At 44.5% G+C, this 16,443-nt stretch carries 18 protein-coding genes; 8 read left to right on the top strand and 10 right to left on the bottom strand.

Going from position 1 to position 16,443, the window contains the following annotated elements; all coding sequences use genetic code 11:
• Window positions 1-57 precede the first annotated feature (57 nt).
• Window positions 58-1,605: a S8 family serine peptidase gene (locus tag CYG50_RS15260; RefSeq protein WP_102137862.1), complete on the top strand. Its 1,548-nt coding sequence runs from the start codon at window positions 58-60 to the stop codon at window positions 1,603-1,605.
• Window positions 1,606-1,637: 32 nt separating this feature from the next.
• Here the strand turns inward: CYG50_RS15260 and CYG50_RS15265 are convergent, their stop codons facing one another.
• The 6 genes from CYG50_RS15265 to CYG50_RS15290 all read right to left on the bottom strand — a co-directional run bounded on the left by CYG50_RS15265 (window position 1,638) and on the right by CYG50_RS15290 (window position 7,477).
• Window positions 1,638-2,231, bottom strand: coding sequence for an ATP-binding cassette domain-containing protein (locus CYG50_RS15265; RefSeq protein ID WP_168222889.1), 594 nt, complete (start codon window positions 2,229-2,231; stop codon window positions 1,638-1,640).
• A 14-nt stretch (window positions 2,232-2,245) separates the two neighbouring features.
• The gene (locus CYG50_RS15270) at window positions 2,246-3,022 is read right to left on the bottom strand and encodes an ATP-binding cassette domain-containing protein (RefSeq protein ID WP_102137864.1); all 777 of its coding nucleotides are present in this window, start codon (window positions 3,020-3,022) and stop codon (window positions 2,246-2,248) included.
• The gene (locus tag CYG50_RS15275) at window positions 3,016-3,828 is read right to left on the bottom strand and encodes an ABC transporter permease (RefSeq protein WP_102137865.1); all 813 of its coding nucleotides are present in this window, start codon (window positions 3,826-3,828) and stop codon (window positions 3,016-3,018) included. Before CYG50_RS15275 ends, CYG50_RS15270 begins: the two co-directional genes overlap by 7 nt.
• A 2-nt stretch (window positions 3,829-3,830) precedes the next feature.
• Complete coding sequence (locus CYG50_RS15280; RefSeq protein WP_102137866.1) at window positions 3,831-4,793, bottom strand: ABC transporter permease; 963 nt, start codon at window positions 4,791-4,793, stop codon at window positions 3,831-3,833.
• Window positions 4,793-6,346 (bottom strand): ABC transporter substrate-binding protein, encoded by a 1,554-nt coding sequence (locus tag CYG50_RS15285; protein ID WP_229597618.1) that lies wholly within the window; start codon window positions 6,344-6,346, stop codon window positions 4,793-4,795. The genes CYG50_RS15280 and CYG50_RS15285 overlap by 1 nt, the downstream gene beginning before the upstream one ends.
• Window positions 6,347-6,586: 240 nt before the next feature.
• Window positions 6,587-7,477: an AraC family transcriptional regulator gene (locus CYG50_RS15290; RefSeq protein WP_102137868.1), complete on the bottom strand. Its 891-nt coding sequence runs from the start codon at window positions 7,475-7,477 to the stop codon at window positions 6,587-6,589.
• Between the two features lie 411 nt (window positions 7,478-7,888).
• Between CYG50_RS15290 and CYG50_RS15295 the strand changes: the two genes are divergently transcribed.
• The 7 genes from CYG50_RS15295 to ureG are packed head-to-tail and all read left to right on the top strand — an operon-like array spanning window position 7,889 to window position 12,911.
• Window positions 7,889-8,725, top strand: coding sequence for an urease accessory protein UreD (locus CYG50_RS15295; protein ID WP_102137869.1), 837 nt, complete (start codon window positions 7,889-7,891; stop codon window positions 8,723-8,725).
• 21 nt (window positions 8,726-8,746) lie between these two features.
• Window positions 8,747-9,049 (top strand): urease subunit gamma, encoded by a 303-nt coding sequence (locus tag CYG50_RS15300; protein ID WP_004908484.1) that lies wholly within the window; start codon window positions 8,747-8,749, stop codon window positions 9,047-9,049.
• Between the two features lie 8 nt (window positions 9,050-9,057).
• Window positions 9,058-9,381 (top strand): urease subunit beta, encoded by a 324-nt coding sequence (locus CYG50_RS15305; RefSeq protein ID WP_102137870.1) that lies wholly within the window; start codon window positions 9,058-9,060, stop codon window positions 9,379-9,381.
• A gap of 2 nt (window positions 9,382-9,383) precedes the next feature.
• On the top strand, window positions 9,384-11,087 hold the full coding sequence (gene ureC / locus CYG50_RS15310) for an urease subunit alpha (protein WP_102137871.1): 1,704 nt from the start codon (window positions 9,384-9,386) through the stop codon (window positions 11,085-11,087).
• A gap of 21 nt (window positions 11,088-11,108) precedes the next feature.
• On the top strand, window positions 11,109-11,597 hold the full coding sequence (ureE, locus tag CYG50_RS15315) for an urease accessory protein UreE (protein ID WP_102137872.1): 489 nt from the start codon (window positions 11,109-11,111) through the stop codon (window positions 11,595-11,597).
• A gap of 21 nt (window positions 11,598-11,618) precedes the next feature.
• Window positions 11,619-12,284 carry an urease accessory protein UreF gene (locus tag CYG50_RS15320; RefSeq protein ID WP_102137873.1) on the top strand — a complete coding sequence of 222 codons (666 nt, stop codon included), beginning with the start codon at window positions 11,619-11,621 and terminating at the stop codon, window positions 12,282-12,284.
• 9 nt (window positions 12,285-12,293) lie between these two features.
• On the top strand, window positions 12,294-12,911 hold the full coding sequence (gene ureG, locus CYG50_RS15325; RefSeq protein WP_004908472.1) for an urease accessory protein UreG: 618 nt from the start codon (window positions 12,294-12,296) through the stop codon (window positions 12,909-12,911).
• A 42-nt stretch (window positions 12,912-12,953) separates the two neighbouring features.
• Here the strand turns inward: ureG and hypE are convergent, their stop codons facing one another.
• Genes hypE through hypB form a run of 4 tightly spaced genes read right to left on the bottom strand, consistent with a single transcriptional unit; the run spans window position 12,954 to window position 16,394 of the window.
• Window positions 12,954-13,970, bottom strand: coding sequence for a hydrogenase expression/formation protein HypE (hypE, locus tag CYG50_RS15330; protein ID WP_102137874.1), 1,017 nt, complete (start codon window positions 13,968-13,970; stop codon window positions 12,954-12,956).
• Window positions 13,971-15,083, bottom strand: a complete 1,113-nt coding sequence (gene hypD, locus CYG50_RS15335) for a hydrogenase formation protein HypD (RefSeq protein ID WP_102137875.1) — start codon at window positions 15,081-15,083, stop codon at window positions 13,971-13,973. It abuts the gene before it with no gap.
• The gene (hybG, locus tag CYG50_RS15340; RefSeq protein ID WP_004257928.1) at window positions 15,067-15,363 is read right to left on the bottom strand and encodes a hydrogenase maturation factor HybG; all 297 of its coding nucleotides are present in this window, start codon (window positions 15,361-15,363) and stop codon (window positions 15,067-15,069) included. The genes hypD and hybG overlap by 17 nt, the downstream gene beginning before the upstream one ends.
• Window positions 15,354-16,394: a hydrogenase nickel incorporation protein HypB gene (gene hypB / locus CYG50_RS15345; RefSeq protein WP_102137876.1), complete on the bottom strand. Its 1,041-nt coding sequence runs from the start codon at window positions 16,392-16,394 to the stop codon at window positions 15,354-15,356. Before hypB ends, hybG begins: the two co-directional genes overlap by 10 nt.
• Window positions 16,395-16,443: the final 49 nt, after the last annotated feature.

A 16,443-nucleotide genomic window follows, 5' to 3' on the forward strand; every position in this document is an offset into this window, starting at 1 on the left:
AATTTAATGTTTAGATAATTAAAAAAATATCAATAACGTAATATAAAAAGAGAATGTATGAATATAAAAACCTTTAAATTTATCGATGGAAATCAAACTGGTATCGTGGTCAATTTTAATAATGTAGATAAAAACCCTGTTACCGTGAGTTTATTTTTAGATAATGAAAAAATAGAAACCATATCTACAAATAAATCTCACTATCTTTTCAACATAGATAAATCAGGAAGTTACCATGTTTCCATTTCATTTATAGATAGCAACAAGAGCATTTGTCATTTAATTGATAACCCAGTTAGCTATCACCTTTCTCAACAAAACATTAAACAAGAAACCAAACCAGAAATAAAATTAAAAACCATCAATCATAAAATAGATGGGATTAACAATTATTTTCTCGAGATCAAGTTCAAGATAAATAACACACATTTAGTTATGGATACATTATCAACTGAATTAATAAATTCCAAATTAACATTAACTAAGCCAAATATTGAATTACCGACTCAACAATATGAGTATCTGAATCTTTATGGTGAAGATAACTTTGATCATTTAGTTGAAATAGCACAAAAACTTGAGCAATTAGATTATGTCAATTATTGCTGCATCTGCCCTGACACAACAGACTACCTGCCTCCCAAACTCCCGTTAAATAACCAAATCATAAAAGAAGATGACATCCTCAGTGATGAAATAACCCCAGATTTTTCTGAGTTACAAAAATATTTAGATGCCCCAATGGGAATGAATGTAAGAGAATCATGGGAAAAAAATATTAATGGCTCGCAAGCAGTTGTACGTCATATGGATTTTGGCGTATACCGAAACCATGAAGACCTTAAAGATGCAAACCTCATAGTGGTAAGTAGCCGGTCTGAAACTCAAAATTGTAACCACGGTACCGCGTCAACAGGCTGCGTAATTGCAACTAAAAATGAATTCGGTGTGACTGGTGTTGCGCATGGTTGCCAATTTTATTTCTATGACACCGACGATTTGGACCGACTTACTGATGATACTCAGCCGGGTGACATCGTGAGTTTCGACCTCCAATTTCATATTGATAATAAATTGCTTCCTATCATATCAGTTCGTAATTGGTGGGAAAGGATTAAAATCATGGTCGATAAAGGCGCGACTGTTCTTTTAGCGGCTGGTAATGGCGGCTTGGATTTAAGCCAATTCGGGATTATGGATGATTTTGGTGATAATGGCTGCATGTTAGTGGGAGCTTGTGACCACCTAACAGGAAAACGCACGTCTTTCTCAAATTATAATCAAAAAAACTCCCTGATTAATTCATGGGGAGACTGGAGCGTGACTACTACGGGGTATGGCACACTGCAAAAACACCCCGGCAATGACCGAAATTATACCGACAGTTATTCAGGAACATCGAGTGCAACACCGCTGTGTTCAGGTGCATTAGCGTTAATTCAAGGCTATGCTAAGCAGCATCAAATTATTCTATCTGCGTGGGGAATGCGTGAGCTGATAAGAAAATCGACATATATGGAAGGCGTTTGTGATGGGATAGGTTACCGACCTAATGTCAATCAGTTATTAGAAGAAATTGATAAACTCGCCCAAATTACTGAATAATTCAGTTGTTATTTGGCCATAATAAGCACCTGTTATTTGACTAGTGAAATAACTCGGCTACACACTTTCTCTAATAACGCTTTGTTATGGCTAAAAATAACCATTGCTAGTGGCCGCTCTTCGGATAACTTCAGTAACAATTGCCAAATCTCTTTTTGCAAATTAGCGTCTAATTGCGCAGTGACCTCATCAGCAATTAAAATTTTCGTTCGCGGGTCAAGGGCTCGCAGTAACGCAATACGAGCAAGCTCACCACCGGATAACTCACTGGGAAGCCTTTCTAGCCAAGCAGGTTTAATTGAAAAACGTGCTAACCAATGGGAGTCTGGCTGCCAAGCATCAAACAAACTCGCACCGACCTTACGGTATGGGTTAAAACTTTTTTCTGGATGCTGAGGGACTAATTGAATCGGGCAATAGCCTTGTTGAGGTAGCCGTCGCCCTTCAAACAAAATGGTTCCTTGAGATGCCTTTTGCCACTGAGCCAATACTCGGCCCAACGTAGTTTTACCAAACCCACTAGGCGCAGAGATCCCAAGGCGTTCACCGCTAGCGAGTGATAAGTTAAAGCCATCCCACAGCCGCCGCCCACCTTGTTCAATGGATAAATTATTTACTTGTAAAATAGGTTCAGTGATACTCATTTACTTGCCATAAATTGATGTTCCGGTAACGCATTCCACAACGACTGCAGCCATTTTCCACCGCCACCTTGTTGTAGCGTTTGGCTACTTAACACTTCTTCCAATGCTCCGTTACGCAATAAGGCAATACGGTCAGCAAAACGCACTGCCATGGACAAATCATGGGTGACCCATAAAACACCTCGGCCATCGTGGCAGAGCGATTTAATGTTTTCGAGTAGCTGCATAGCATGGTCATCATCCAACCATGATGAAATTTCATCCGCTAAAATATATTGTGCGCAGGAGAGTGTCGCACTGCTGGCAAGTACCCGTTTTGCCATTCCACCAGATAACTGGTTTGGGTAGCTATCCACGAGTGAGCTTTGTAGATTATATTGCTGTAAATGCCGCGCGACATCGTGCATTTTAATGTGCTGCCCACTTAACACAGCGGCACGTTCTAATTGTGGGCCGATACGAATTAACGGATTAAGTGCGCTAACCCCTTGAGGGATATAACATAATGCGTTACCACGGTGCTGCGCTTTGTTTTGTTCGGTCAGTTTTTTACCATTAAGGTGAATACCGCCACGACAGCGCATATTATGGGGAAGCAACCCCAAAACACTCTGTAATAACAAGCTCTTACCTTCTCCGCTCCCACCTACCAGTGCAACCATCTCACCGGGCTGAATATCCAAGGAAATCCCTTGTAGTAATGGCGCCCAACGTTTACGCCCTAACCAACGAAATTGCGCGACATCCACGGTGAGATTATCAAGACTCAACATACGGCCCCCTTCAACCATAACTGCTGCAAGGCTTTGGCAAATTGGTCAAATAATAACACTAATCCAACTAAGGCAACGCCTGGAAAAACCACCAGCCACCAAGCTCCTGTGCTGAGATAACGCAACGCATCAGACAATAAAATGCCCAGTGAGGGCTCATGGGGCGATAAACCAAAACCTAAAAAACTTAATGCTGCGCTGTGTAATACTGCGTGGGGAAACATTAATAACGTTCCTACCATCCATTGCGGCAAAATCATGGGTAAGTAGTGATAGCGCCAGCGATAAAATGCACTGTTACCAATACGTTGAGATAACATAATGTAATCTGACTGGCTAACTCGTTGTAACTCCGAACGTAAAATTAAGGCTAGTTTTGGCCAATGTGTCAGTGCAACCGCCCAAATAACCCCCATTTTTCCGCCTCCCAACGTGAAACAAATCAATACCAGCAATAAAAGATGGGGTAATGCCAACATGGCATCAATAATACCACGCACCACATAGTCCATGGCTTTGCTTATTGAAGATAACCCCGCCATGACAAGTGCAATAAAACCACTGGTAATGGCAGCCATAAGGCCGATTTGCAAACTGGTTGCCACACCTTGAAAGGTTCTGGCAAATAAGTCACGCCCTAAATTATCTGTACCAAATAGATGTGCCCACGACGGAGGCAGCCGCCTATCGAGTAAATTCATTTCAATATCATTGAGGGAGAAACCAAACGCATAGATACTGACGATGACCAATAAAAGCAACGAGAAAGCTAACTTAAGCAAAGCGCGATTCGGGTTATATGTCATGACTACCTCATCACTCCCTTATTCACTTTTTTTAGCAAGCTGTCGGCTACCGTATTGCTAAAAAATATTAGCGCAGCACATAACATCACGATCCCCATCAATAAGGGAATGTCTCCACGTAGCCCCGCATCAATCGTCGCCTGACCTAAGCCTGGATAGGCAAAAACTTTCTCTGCTAATAATGCCCCGCTTAATAACTCACCAATAGACGCAAACTGTAAACAAATTGCGGGGGTGATGGCATGCTTTAGGACATGAAAGCCTATCATCGACCAGCCTTTATCTCCTTGGGCTTGTGCATAATGAATAAATTCACTGCTCATCACCTCAACCACTTTGGCACGTGTATGCAGTGCGATATTGCCGACGCCTAACATACCCAACGCAATGACAGGTAAAACCAGGTGATGAAGTTTTTGTGAAAATGTTGCCGTTTGCTCATCCAAGCCTATCGGCCAAGCACAGCATATCGGCGCCCACTGTAATGTCACCGCAAACAGAGACAACAACAGCAAACCCACCCAAAAAACAGGAATTGAAGCAAGTAAATAGCATAACGTTGAAATAAGTTTGTCTGGCCAGCGGTTTAAATAACGTCCCGCGACCAAACCCAACGCAAAACCAACAACGCCAGAGAACAGCCAAGAACTAATAAGTAGGGCTAAAGAAGGCACAAGGCGGTCAGCAATCACTTGAATTACTGGGGTGTTATAGAGCATGGAATAGCCCAAATCCCCCTGTAAGACTTGCGAAAACCAGCGCCAGAACTGAACCCACAGTGGCTGATCAAGCCCCCATAGAGCAGCAATGAGCGCATATTGCTCAGGGGGAACGTGCAGTAAGTCATTGCCGATATAGGCTTTTATTGGATCAATAGGCGAGTAACTCAGCAGGATAAAAATTCCTGCTGCCGTTACGGTTAATAAGCAAATAAATCGTAATAAAAGCCCGAGTGCGGTTCGCATTACTGACAGGTCCACGCCCATTCATCGACATTATTTAACACTGACCAAGAGCCGTGAATTTCAGGGGCACTGGTGCCTAAATCAACACAATTATTCAGTAAATAAATATGTTGCAGGTTCATCAACCAAGCCCATGGGGCATCACCTTTAATACCCACCCCTGTGTTACCGTTCCAATCCACTTGTTGCCATAACGGGATCGCTGCGTCTTGGTCAGCTTGCGCTAACGCTTTTTCAATCAATTGATCGACTTCAGCATTTTTATAATAACCCGGGTTGTAAAAGCCAACACCCGCAGCCTTGCTGCTGTAATTATGGACAATCTCCATCGGGTCTAAGCTTCCCCAACCAAACAGTGTTGGATTCGCATGCATATTGAGTTCAACGGTTTCCCAGCTCCCCGATTTTAAATCCATTTCGATACCAATCGGTTTTAAGCTTGAACGAATAGCCTGAGCCAAATCGCGGCGTGTGGTATCGCCACTCGCATACCATAAGGTTAGCTTAGCCACTTTACCGTCTTTTTCCCTTAAGCCATCTTTGTTTAGCGTCCACCCCGCCTCTTCTAAAATGGATTTCGCTTTCTCAAGATCGCCATCTTTAAAAGCGGAGTCTGGGTTATTCCATGGCAGCCCCGCGACGCCGGTATAAGCCGGTACGGCAAAGCCTTCCAATACAGATTCTGCCAATAGTTTACGGTCAAGTGCATAGTTAATCGCTTTACGGACAGCAACATCAGAAGTGATGTCGTTACCGATAGGGTTACCTTGAGCATCTTTCTCACCCGCAGGTGGAATTGGGAAAGAGATACCGCGATTTTCCACACTATAGCGTTCAACCAATTTCATATTTTTCACATTATTGGCATTTGCCGCTACCGCAGCGGGAATACGGACGATTTCCAGTTGATTGCTTTGTGCTGCAGCAAAGGCCGCATCTTCATCAAGGAAAACAAAGACCATTTTACCAAAGGCATTTTTTGGCCCTGCATAATATGGATTTTGCTCAACAATCAGTTGCTGCCCCGGCTGGAATGCGACTAAGCGATAAGGGCCTGCGCCAATCGGGTTATGTGCATAGGTTTTCGCATCATATTTATCGGCACAAACAATCCCTAACGAGCCTAGTACATTCACAAAGGTACTTTGTGGGGAAGATAACGTGATTTTTACGGTGAGTGGGTCAATTTCCTCTGCTTTGGCAAAGTTGCCCATGTCCACCTTACCGCCACTTGCTGCGGCATTGTTATAGGTAAAAACCACATCTTTGGCGGTCAATGGAGAGCCATCGGAAAATTTTAAGCCTTTTTTCAGCTTGAGTGTCCACTGTTTACCATCTGCATTATGTTGATAACTTTCAAGCATATAGCTATGCCATGAAAGGTCAGCTTTTTGTTTCAGTAATGGGCTATGCAACAGTAGGTAGCTGCCGTGGCTCCACCCAAGCATAGGGTCAAAACCTTCAGTCGGCTCTGAGCCAATCGCTAAACGTAAGGTTTGTGATTGAGTAGGTTCCACAGCTTGAGCTTGCAGTGTGAGCCCCATCAGGCACATTGCTGCAACGATATTTTTAATCATACATCCCTCTATAGATAGGTTTTATTTTTTATTTCAAACCACCAATGTCGTTATTTTCATTGATGTCGCTATCGGTGAGATATTTACTAAGTGTAAGGTAGCAAATATGAGTTATATTAAATTTAATGTCTTGATTGCTAGGCGCTACATCAATAGAACAGCGAATTTAATCGAGAAACCGCTAAAATTAAGTCGTTATTTGACCTACCTTAACAACTACTCATCTATTTCTTTGTCAAATTCAATTGGGTTAGAACGCAAGGACAAATTAGTAATAAAATTAGGGTCATTCGACTGCCTTGATTGCAACCGAAACTGGGAAGGTGTCATATTATATTTTCGCTTAAAAACATCACAAAAATAAGCATTGCTACCAAAGCCGCAGCGATGACTAATTTGAAAAACAGAATAGTTCGAAAACGTCAAATAATTCAACGCCATCCCCATGCGAACATCTAACAATAATTGACGAAAAGACACCCCTTCGCGGTTCAAATGGCGGCGCAATGTTGAAGGTGTCGTAAATAACGCTTTCGCAACATCGTCTAAATGCCATTTTTTTTGCGGTTCTTGAGTTATCAAATGGGTAATCGCTTGGTTTTTCGGTTCATCATAATTGAAACGAAAAAGATTCAGAATATCGATACCTTCTTGATATATCGCCATTAAAATAAAATATAGGCTCTGTTTCATTAACAATGCTTCTTGGGATTCACTCTGTTTTTCTAATGGTAAGCATTGTTTTAACAAACTAAAGTTATCTCTCACGGTTTCTGGGGGAGAAATATGGTAAATCGGTTGGTGGCTAGTCAGAGGCGCACCAGACTTCATCAATGTTTTCAGTAATAAAAATACCGCTTGTAATTCTTCTGCTGACATCGACAAGGTGTGTAACTCAAGCGGCTGCTTCACGGTGTTACACACAATATTGCAGGAAACTTGGCTGTATTTAGGAATAATTAAGGTGACATCGCTTTCAATTTCAATGGATTGGCCATTGATCACGATATTTCCTTTCGCGCCAGTTAGCATGGCTATCATCGCGCTTTCAATATAAAACGCTTTTAACACCATTTGGCTTTTCGAAAGAAAGAATTTATATTCCATAATCTCTATAAACTGCCGTTAATGTCAGAATGACTTCCCAAGAAAAGGGATTGTTGAATAGATATAAGGTAACGTCGTAAAACATCTCCACCCCATATCAGTGCGGCTGAGAATATAGTCCTGTTACGCTGAAATCGCAATATAGATATACGCTCATTTTTTACTGTTATTTTGATGGTTGTTATATTTTCTAAATAAAATGCTGTTTAATTGAAAGGCAAATTTCGATATAAGGTGTAGAATCGCGCGGCAGACAAATGTAGCTGACAACACTGCATAATAATAATTTTAGTGTTCATTCTCATCCTACCCTACTTGCATTAGCTTTTACATCATAAGTACCCAATTTTTGTTTGGGCTATAGCTAAACATGTTCGCGTATTTTTAGTTGACTGAGTTGCAGGAGAAAGTATGTCTGATTTTTCAGGATCAGGCTGGTTAGCTGAAATCTTTTTACGATATGAACTAAAACGTGGCGTCACCCGCTTAACGGATAAACAACATATCGGCCCTTTAATGGTTCAGCGGCCATTCTACCCCGAGCAAGGAATTGCACACACGTATTTACTTCATCCACCCGGTGGCGTTGTCGGGGGGGATAAACTTCTTATCAATATTGATGTTCAACCACACGCCCATGCGCTATTGACCACGCCTGGGGCGACAAAATTTTATCGTAGTGCGGGCGGTATTGCACGGCAAGTACAAACCTTAACTGTGTCACCTAATGGGTTCTTAGAGTGGTTACCTCAAGAAAATATTTTTTTCCCTGAGGCGCAAGTTCGCTTAGAGACCCATGTGCGGATCGCCAGTTCATCAAAATTTATCGGCTGGGAAATCCAGTGTTTAGGCCGCCCGGTATTAAACGAGCAATTCGACAACGGTAATATTCGGGGCCGATTGCAGTTTTATATTGATGACAAGCTCACCCTGGCGGAATCTATCTTTATCGACGGTTCTCAAAAACAGTCGGCTGTCATGCGTGAGTTTCCCATGATCGGTTCTTTGTATATCTACCCCGCCAGCGATGAGTTGAAAGCTGAACTTCAAGATAGCTTGGCCTGTTTTTTCTCTACAGATGCTAGGCCGCTTGAGTATGGGCTAACTGATGTGGACGGTATTTTAGTTTTGCGGCTATTAGGCTCCCAAACCGAGCCAATGATGGCCTGTTTTGCCCATATTTGGCAGGCAACAAGGCAATACTGGTTAGGTTATTGCCCTGAGCCACCGCGTATTTGGGCAACATAAACGTTTTTTTAGGAGCAAAAAATGGAACTAACCCCAAGAGAAAAAGATAAATTATTGCTTTTTACGGCAGGCCTCGTCGCAGAAAGGCGTTTAGCGCGTGGATTAAAGCTCAATTACCCTGAAGCGGTCGCGCTAATCAGTTGTGCGATTATGGAAGGTGCCCGCGATGGCAAAACGGTTGCCCAATTAATGAGCGAAGGCAGAACCGTGTTAACCGCAGAGCAAGTAATGGAAGGCGTGCCAGAAATGATCAAAGACATCCAAGTGGAATGTACATTTCCTGATGGAACAAAGTTGGTTTCTATCCACGACCCAATTGTATAGGAGGCAACATGATCCCCGGTGAAATTAAAGTCAATCAAGCTTTAGGTGACATCGAACTCAATGCAGGCCGAGAAACCCAAATAATCCTCGTCGCAAATACAGGCGACCGCCCGATACAAATTGGCTCTCACTACCATTTTTACGAAGCGAACGAAGCGCTAAAATTTGCACGTGAAGGCACGCTTGGGTTTCGTTTAAATATCCCTGCGGGAATGGCCGTTCGTTTTGAGCCCGGACAGAGTCGCACTGTTGAGTTAGTCGCATTTAGCGGTAAAAGAGAAATTTACGGTTTCCATGGCAAGATCATGGGAAAATTAGAGAGTGAGAAATAATCATGAAAACCATCTCACGGCAAGCCTATGCGGATATGTTTGGCCCAACAACGGGTGACCGCCTACGCTTAGCAGACACAGAATTATTTTTAGAAATTGAAAAAGATTTCACGACTTATGGTGAAGAGGTCAAATTTGGTGGCGGTAAGGTCATTCGTGACGGTATGGGACAAAGCCAAGTAACCAGCGACCAATGCGTTGATGTGATAATCACCAACGCCATTATTCTAGACCATTGGGGCATTGTTAAAGCCGATATTGGCATTAAAAATGGCCGCATTGCGGGTATTGGTAAAGCCGGCAACCCTGACGTGCAGCCGAATGTCGATATCGTGATTGGCCCCGGTACTGAAGTGGTTGCAGGCGAAGGCAAAATTATCACCGCGGGTGGCGTTGATACCCATATTCACTTTATTTGCCCACAACAGGCTGAAGAAGGCTTAGTGTCAGGCGTCACCACCTTTATTGGTGGCGGAACCGGCCCTGTCGCGGGCACCAATGCCACGACCGTCACGCCTGGTATTTGGAATATGTACCGCATGTTACAAGCCGTGGACGAGCTGCCGATTAATGTCGGTTTGTTTGGGAAAGGCTGCGTCAGTAAACCCGAGGCTATCCGCGAACAAATTGAAGCGGGAGCAATCGGCTTGAAAATCCACGAAGACTGGGGCGCGACCCCGATGGCTATCCATAACTGCTTGAATGTGGCTGATGAAATGGATGTCCAAGTCGCCATCCACTCCGATACATTAAACGAAGGCGGTTTTTATGAAGAAACCGTAAAAGCCATCGCTGGGCGTGTGATCCACGTGTTCCACACCGAAGGCGCTGGTGGCGGCCACGCCCCTGATGTGATCAAATCGGTGGGAGAGCCCAATATTCTGCCTGCGTCAACTAATCCAACCATGCCATACACCATCAATACCGTTGATGAGCATTTGGATATGTTGATGGTTTGCCACCACTTAGACCCGTCCATTCCTGAAGATGTGGCATTTGCTGAGTCCCGTATTCGCCGTGAAACCATCGCCGCTGAAGATATTTTGCATGATATGGGCGCCATTTCAGTCATGTCTTCGGACTCACAAGCCATGGGGCGTGTTGGTGAAGTGATTACTCGTACTTGGCAATGCGCTCATAAAATGAAATTACAGCGCGGAACTTTAGAAGGCGATACACCAGAAAACGACAATAACCGCATCAAACGTTACGTGGCGAAATACACCATTAACCCCGCTATCGCCCACGGTATTGCCCATGAGGTCGGGTCGATTGGAAAAGGTAAACTCGCGGATATCGTCTTGTGGGATCCCGCATTTTTTGGCATCAAGCCCGCCTTGATCATGAAAGGCGGCATGGTTGCTTATGCCCCTATGGGAGATATCAACGCGGCTATCCCAACGCCTCAACCTGTGCACTACCGTCCAATGTTTGGCACATTAGGTAAAGCCAAATACCAAACGTCGATGATTTTTATGTCGAAAGCGGGGATTGATGCTGGCGTGCCTGAAAAACTCGGTTTGCAGAGCAAAATTGGTCGTGTGGAAGGCTGCCGGAATATTAGCAAGGCATCCATGATCCACAATAGTTATGTGCCACATATTGAGCTGGACCCGCAGACTTACATCGTAAAAGCCGATGGTATTCCATTAGTTTGTGAGCCTGCAATTGAGCTGCCGATGGCACAACGTTACTTTTTATTCTGACCCCGACGAAAGAACCCAAACATGAAAAAATTCATTAAAATTATAGATAACCACCAAGCATCACACACCGAGTTATCTTTGTGTTTGACTATGGATGAGCGCACAAAGAGCCGCTTAAAAGTCACCTTAAGCGATGGCCAAGAAGCCGGGTTGTTTCTGCCACGTGGTACCGTGCTTAAAGAAGGCGATATCTTAGCCACTGAAGAGGGTGAGTTAGTCACCATCGAAGCGGCAAAAGAGCAAGTATCAACCGTTTATAGTGATGACCCTCTTCTGTTAGCGCGTGTTTGTTATCACTTAGGTAACCGCCACGTACCGCTGCAAATCGAAGCAGGCTGGTGTCGTTATTTTCATGACCATGTCTTAGATGATATGGCTCGTGGGCTTGGTGCGACCGTCAGTGTTGGTTTGGAAAAATACCAACCAGAGCCGGGGGCTTATGGTGGTTCATCCGGTGGGCATCACCATCATCATCACGATCACGATCACGATGACCATCATCACCATTAATCATATTTTGGAAGTTTATCCATGTTAGCGGATTTGCGTTTATATCAATTAGTCAGCCCGTCCTTGCCTGTTGGGTCATTTACCTATTCCCAAGGCTTAGAGTGGGCCATTGAAAAAGGCTGGGTAACCACGCCTGAAACGCTAGCAAGCTGGTTAACGGCACAAATGACCCATGCGATTGCGACATTGGAACTCCCTGTTTTACGGCAAATCCACACCCACTTATTGAGTGCTGATATGGAAAAAGTTTCCTATTGGTGTGAATTTATAATTGCCAGCCGTGAAACCAAAGAACTACGGTCAGAGGAGCGCCAGCGCGGCATTGCATTTGCCCGTTTGCTGCCTCAGCTGGGTATTGAGCTTGATACAACCACATTGAGCTGCGTTAAACAAACTCAGCTAATGGCCTTCGCCCTCGCTGCGGTAAATTGGCAGATTGACGTTGAAAAATTATGTGCCGCATATGCATGGGGCTGGCTTGAAAACACAGTGATGTCAGGTGTTAAGCTTATCCCTTTAGGGCAAAGCGCAGGGCAAAACATCTTATTTACCCTTGCTGAACGCATACCCGAGGTGGTCACGCAATCGGCAATCTGGCCAATAGACGATATTGGCAGCTTTACCCCAGCACAAATTATTGCCAGTAGTCGGCATGAAACCCAATACACACGACTTTTTCGTTCATGAGAAAATGCTATGCAAGAATATAATCAACCCTTAAGAATTGGTGTCGGTGGGCCGGTTGGCTCAGGAAAAACTGCATTATTAGAAGTGTTATGTAAAGCCATGCGCGACACTTACCAAATTGCCGTTGTCACCAATGATATTTACACCCAAGAAGATGCCAAAATTTTAACCCGTGCCGAAGCATTAGATGCAGACCGCATTATTGGTGTTGAAACTGGTGGCTGCCCTCACACGGCTATTCGTGAAGATGCTTCAATGAACTTAGCCGCAGTTGAAGAGCTCGCCATGCGCCATAAAAACCTCGATATCGTATTCGTGGAAAGCGGTGGCGATAATCTCAGTGCGACATTTAGCCCAGAACTGGCAGACTTAACCATTTATGTGATTGATGTCGCTGAAGGGGAAAAAATCCCACGTAAAGGCGGCCCGGGGATCACGCATTCCGATTTACTGGTGATTAATAAAATCGACCTTGCACCGTATGTCGGGGCTTCATTAGAAGTCATGGAAGCGGATACAGCAAGAATGCGCCCAGTGAAACCCTATGTGTTTACGAACTTAAAGAAAAAAGTCGGCTTAGAAACCATTATCGAGTTTATTATCGATAAAGGCATGTTAAGACGTTAATACATTTGTTCACCCTATAGGTTTTATCTATAGGGTGCCCAATTAACAAATGCGCGGTAAAGGCTCACTGTGGGGTAAATCTAATAACCTTGATGTACCGAAGATCCCAACTAATCTGACTTGTTTCTGTTCGGTGACACAACCAATCGTAGTCGCATCTTTCCCTAATGGGTGCTGGTGTAGTGCAGCAAGTACCGCATTTTCCGCTTCAGGTTTCACCACAATCACTAATTTACCTTCATTGGCAAAATTTAACGGTTCTAAACCTAATAGCTCGCACACGCCTCTAACTGCTGAAGAGACAGGTAAATCCCCCTCGTTTACCGCAATTCCACAGCCGCCGGCTTGGGCAAATTCATGCAATATTGCCGTTACGCCACCACGAGTTGCATCTCGTAATGCACGAACGCCATCAATTTCACGTAACAGGGCGATTAATGGTGTTAATACTGCACAATCACTGCAAAGTTCTGCTTCTAACCCGAGCTGTTCGCGTTGGTTTAAAATAGTGGCTCCGTGGTCGCCCAACGTACCACTGACAATCACTTTATCCCCCACTTGAATATGCTGAGCTCCCCACTGAATATTGGTCGGGATCACGCCAATACCTGCTGTATTGATAAAAATTTTGTCTGCCGCACCGCGCTGTACCACTTTGGTATCGCCTGTCACAATAGCCACGCCAGCCGCTGCTGCCGTTGCAGCCATCGATTCCACAATTAAAGTAAGTTCAGAAAGTGGAAAACCTTCCTCCAAAATAAAGCCGCAAGAAAGATACTTGGGTATCGCACCACTGACTGCGACGTCATTCACTGTACCGCATACAGCCAGTTTTCCAATATTACCGCCCGGGAAAAAAATCGGGTCGATAACATAGCTGTCAGTACTGAATGCTAAACGGTCGCCCAATGCGGTCATTTCCGCCAGTGCTAGCCGAGCTTGGTCTTCCCGCTCATTCAACGCTGGGTTAGCAAATGCCTGCAAGAACAACTGTTCAATCAATTGCTGCATAGCCTGCCCACCACTACCATGTGCCATCGTCACCACATGATTACTCATTTATACCTCCCGACGATATTGGTAATAAGCTGCACAGGCGCCTTCAGAAGAAACCATCAGTGCACCAAAAGCGGTTTGTGGCGTACAACGGCGCCCAAACAACGTACATTCGTTGGGTTTGCAGCGCCCTGTTAATACTTCGCCACAACGAGCTAGCGGGTCATCCGCCACTTTATGAGGTTGTACCTGAAAACGCTTCTCGGCATCAAAAAACTGATAAGCTTGAGTTAATTGAACCCCTGAACCTGCAATTTCCCCCAATCCACGCCATTCACTGGTTTGTTTGAGTTCAAAAACTTCTTCTAACGCCTTCATTGCCAACAGGTTACCTTCATCGGCCACAACACGTTTATATTGGTTTTCTACCTCACAACGGCCATCAGCGATTTGGTCAACTAACATGGCTAATGACTGCAAAATATCTAAGGGTTCGAACCCTGTGACCACCAAGGGTTTATGAAAGTCTTCGGTAATAAATTGGTAGGGATGCGCCCCGATCACCATACTCACGTGTCCCGGTGCTAAAAAACCGTCAATACGGACATCCGGTTGCTCAAGTAAGCTACGCAAGGTGGGAATGATCGTAATGTGCTGGCAAAATACACTAAAATTTGCTAATTGGCGTCGCTTCGCCTGCTGCAAGGTAATTGCCGTACTCGGCATTGTGGTTTCAAAGCCTAAGCCAAAGAAAACCACTTGCCGATGAGGGTGCTGCTCTGCCAATGCCAAAGCATCTAACGGTGAATAAACGATACGGACATCCGCCCCATTGCGTTTGGCGTCGAGTAAAGACCCCTTTTCCCCCGGCACACGCATTGCATCGCCATAAGTACAAAAAATAACCTCTGGGCGCTGCGCAATTTCGATACAGCCATCAATGCGTCCCATTGGTAATACACAAACAGGGCAACCCGGCCCATGAACAAACTCAATTTCAGCGGGTAATAACTGGTCAATACCAAACTTAAAAATCGCGTGGGTATGACCACCACAGACTTCCATGAGTTGTAATGGGCGTCGTTTCGCTTGGGGTATTTCATTCACCCGTTGATGAATATGCGCCAACAGCGCTTTTGCAAGAACAGGGTCGCGAAATTCATCGACGTACTGCATCTGCCGCTCCTGCATTTAAACCACTAAAATCGCTGACCTCGTGGTCTAGCTGGCTCATCGCGGTTAACGCATCCAAAGTGGATTGCGCTTCTTCTTCATTGATGATACTCATGGCAAAACCGACGTGTACCAATACCCATTGGCCTAATAAATCAGCGGTTTCTCCTTCACAAATGAGGCCAATATTCACATCGCGTTTTACACCACAAACATCCACTTGAGCGAGTTGGTGAATGTCTTCACCAACGGCAACTATTTTGCCCGGAATACCTAAGCACATAGCTGTGTCTCCAACCATGCCAGCCATGCATCCATCCCTTCGCCGCATGTCGCAGACACTTGGATAACTTGGATATTGGGATTCACCTGTTTGGCATTAGCAATACAGGCTTCGACATCAAAATTCAGGTATGGCAATAAGTCAATTTTATTCAATAACATGATATCTGCTGCCGCAAACATATGTGGGTATTTGAGGGGTTTATCTTCCCCTTCCGTGACCGACAGCACCGCCACTTTATGGCGCTCGCCCAAATCAAAGCTAGCAGGACAAACTAAATTCCCCACATTTTCAATAAATAATAAGCTGTTATCGGCTAACTCTAAACGCGCTGTTGCATCGTGCACCATTTGTGCATCTAGGTGGCAGCCTTTTCCTGTATTCACTTGAATCGCAGGCACACCCGTTTCGCGGATCCGCTGTGCATCATTGGTGGTTTGTTGGTCACCTTCAATCACTGCACAATTGATTTTGTCACGCAGCCTTAACAACGTTTCCGTTAACAACGTGGTTTTCCCTGAACCGGGACTAGAAACGAGGTTTAGCGCTAAAATATTCTTCTGGTTAAAATCTTCACGGTTATGCTCTGCCAGATGGTTATTTTTATCTAATACATCCATCTCGATTTGTAGCATGCGTTTTTGGCTGATCCCCGGTGCATAGGTACCCGCTTCACCGTGTCCATAATCAAGGTCATGATGTTCGCCAGCCGGTTTAAAACTTGCCTCTGCGGTTTGGTAAATATGTTTGTGCTTATGTTTGTGTTTATGCTTTTTAGATTTGCTTTCAGCAGGTGCGGGTTCATATTGGTGATAGTGGTTGTGAACATCACCTTGATGATAGTAATGGTGATGAATGATCACCGTTTGCCCGTGAGGTTCATGATCATGGTGATGGTCGTGATCATGGCCGTGATGGTGGTCATGGTCGTGATGATGATCGTGACCGTGATGGTGGTCGTGAGCATGGCCGTGATGGTCATCACCCTCGATTTTGCGCTCTCCCGATGCACATCCACAAGTACTGCACATAAGTTTCACTCCCAACAGCTAAATTGTTAAATTAGGTTAATACATAATC

Source organism: Providencia huaxiensis (assembly GCF_002843235.3).
GTDB lineage: Bacteria > Pseudomonadota > Gammaproteobacteria > Enterobacterales > Enterobacteriaceae > Providencia > Providencia huaxiensis.

Coding starts and splice junctions, on each gene's coding strand:
- CYG50_RS15260 (WP_102137862.1), top strand. CDS start 58: ATGAATATAAAAACCTTTAAATTTATCGATGGAAATCAAACTGGTATC.
- CYG50_RS15270 (WP_102137864.1), bottom strand. CDS start 3,022: ATGTTGAGTCTTGATAATCTCACCGTGGATGTCGCGCAATTTCGTTGG.
- CYG50_RS15275 (WP_102137865.1), bottom strand. CDS start 3,828: ATGACATATAACCCGAATCGCGCTTTGCTTAAGTTAGCTTTCTCGTTG.
- CYG50_RS15280 (WP_102137866.1), bottom strand. CDS start 4,793: ATGCGAACCGCACTCGGGCTTTTATTACGATTTATTTGCTTATTAACC.
- CYG50_RS15285 (WP_229597618.1), bottom strand. CDS start 6,346: ATGTGCCTGATGGGGCTCACACTGCAAGCTCAAGCTGTGGAACCTACT.
- CYG50_RS15290 (WP_102137868.1), bottom strand. CDS start 7,477: ATGGAATATAAATTCTTTCTTTCGAAAAGCCAAATGGTGTTAAAAGCG.
- CYG50_RS15295 (WP_102137869.1), top strand. CDS start 7,889: ATGTCTGATTTTTCAGGATCAGGCTGGTTAGCTGAAATCTTTTTACGA.
- CYG50_RS15300 (WP_004908484.1), top strand. CDS start 8,747: ATGGAACTAACCCCAAGAGAAAAAGATAAATTATTGCTTTTTACGGCA.
- CYG50_RS15305 (WP_102137870.1), top strand. CDS start 9,058: ATGATCCCCGGTGAAATTAAAGTCAATCAAGCTTTAGGTGACATCGAA.
- ureC (WP_102137871.1), top strand. CDS start 9,384: ATGAAAACCATCTCACGGCAAGCCTATGCGGATATGTTTGGCCCAACA.
- ureE (WP_102137872.1), top strand. CDS start 11,109: ATGAAAAAATTCATTAAAATTATAGATAACCACCAAGCATCACACACC.
- CYG50_RS15320 (WP_102137873.1), top strand. CDS start 11,619: ATGTTAGCGGATTTGCGTTTATATCAATTAGTCAGCCCGTCCTTGCCT.
- ureG (WP_004908472.1), top strand. CDS start 12,294: ATGCAAGAATATAATCAACCCTTAAGAATTGGTGTCGGTGGGCCGGTT.
- hypE (WP_102137874.1), bottom strand. CDS start 13,970: ATGAGTAATCATGTGGTGACGATGGCACATGGTAGTGGTGGGCAGGCT.
- hypD (WP_102137875.1), bottom strand. CDS start 15,083: ATGCAGTACGTCGATGAATTTCGCGACCCTGTTCTTGCAAAAGCGCTG.
- hybG (WP_004257928.1), bottom strand. CDS start 15,363: ATGTGCTTAGGTATTCCGGGCAAAATAGTTGCCGTTGGTGAAGACATT.
- hypB (WP_102137876.1), bottom strand. CDS start 16,394: ATGTGCAGTACTTGTGGATGTGCATCGGGAGAGCGCAAAATCGAGGGT.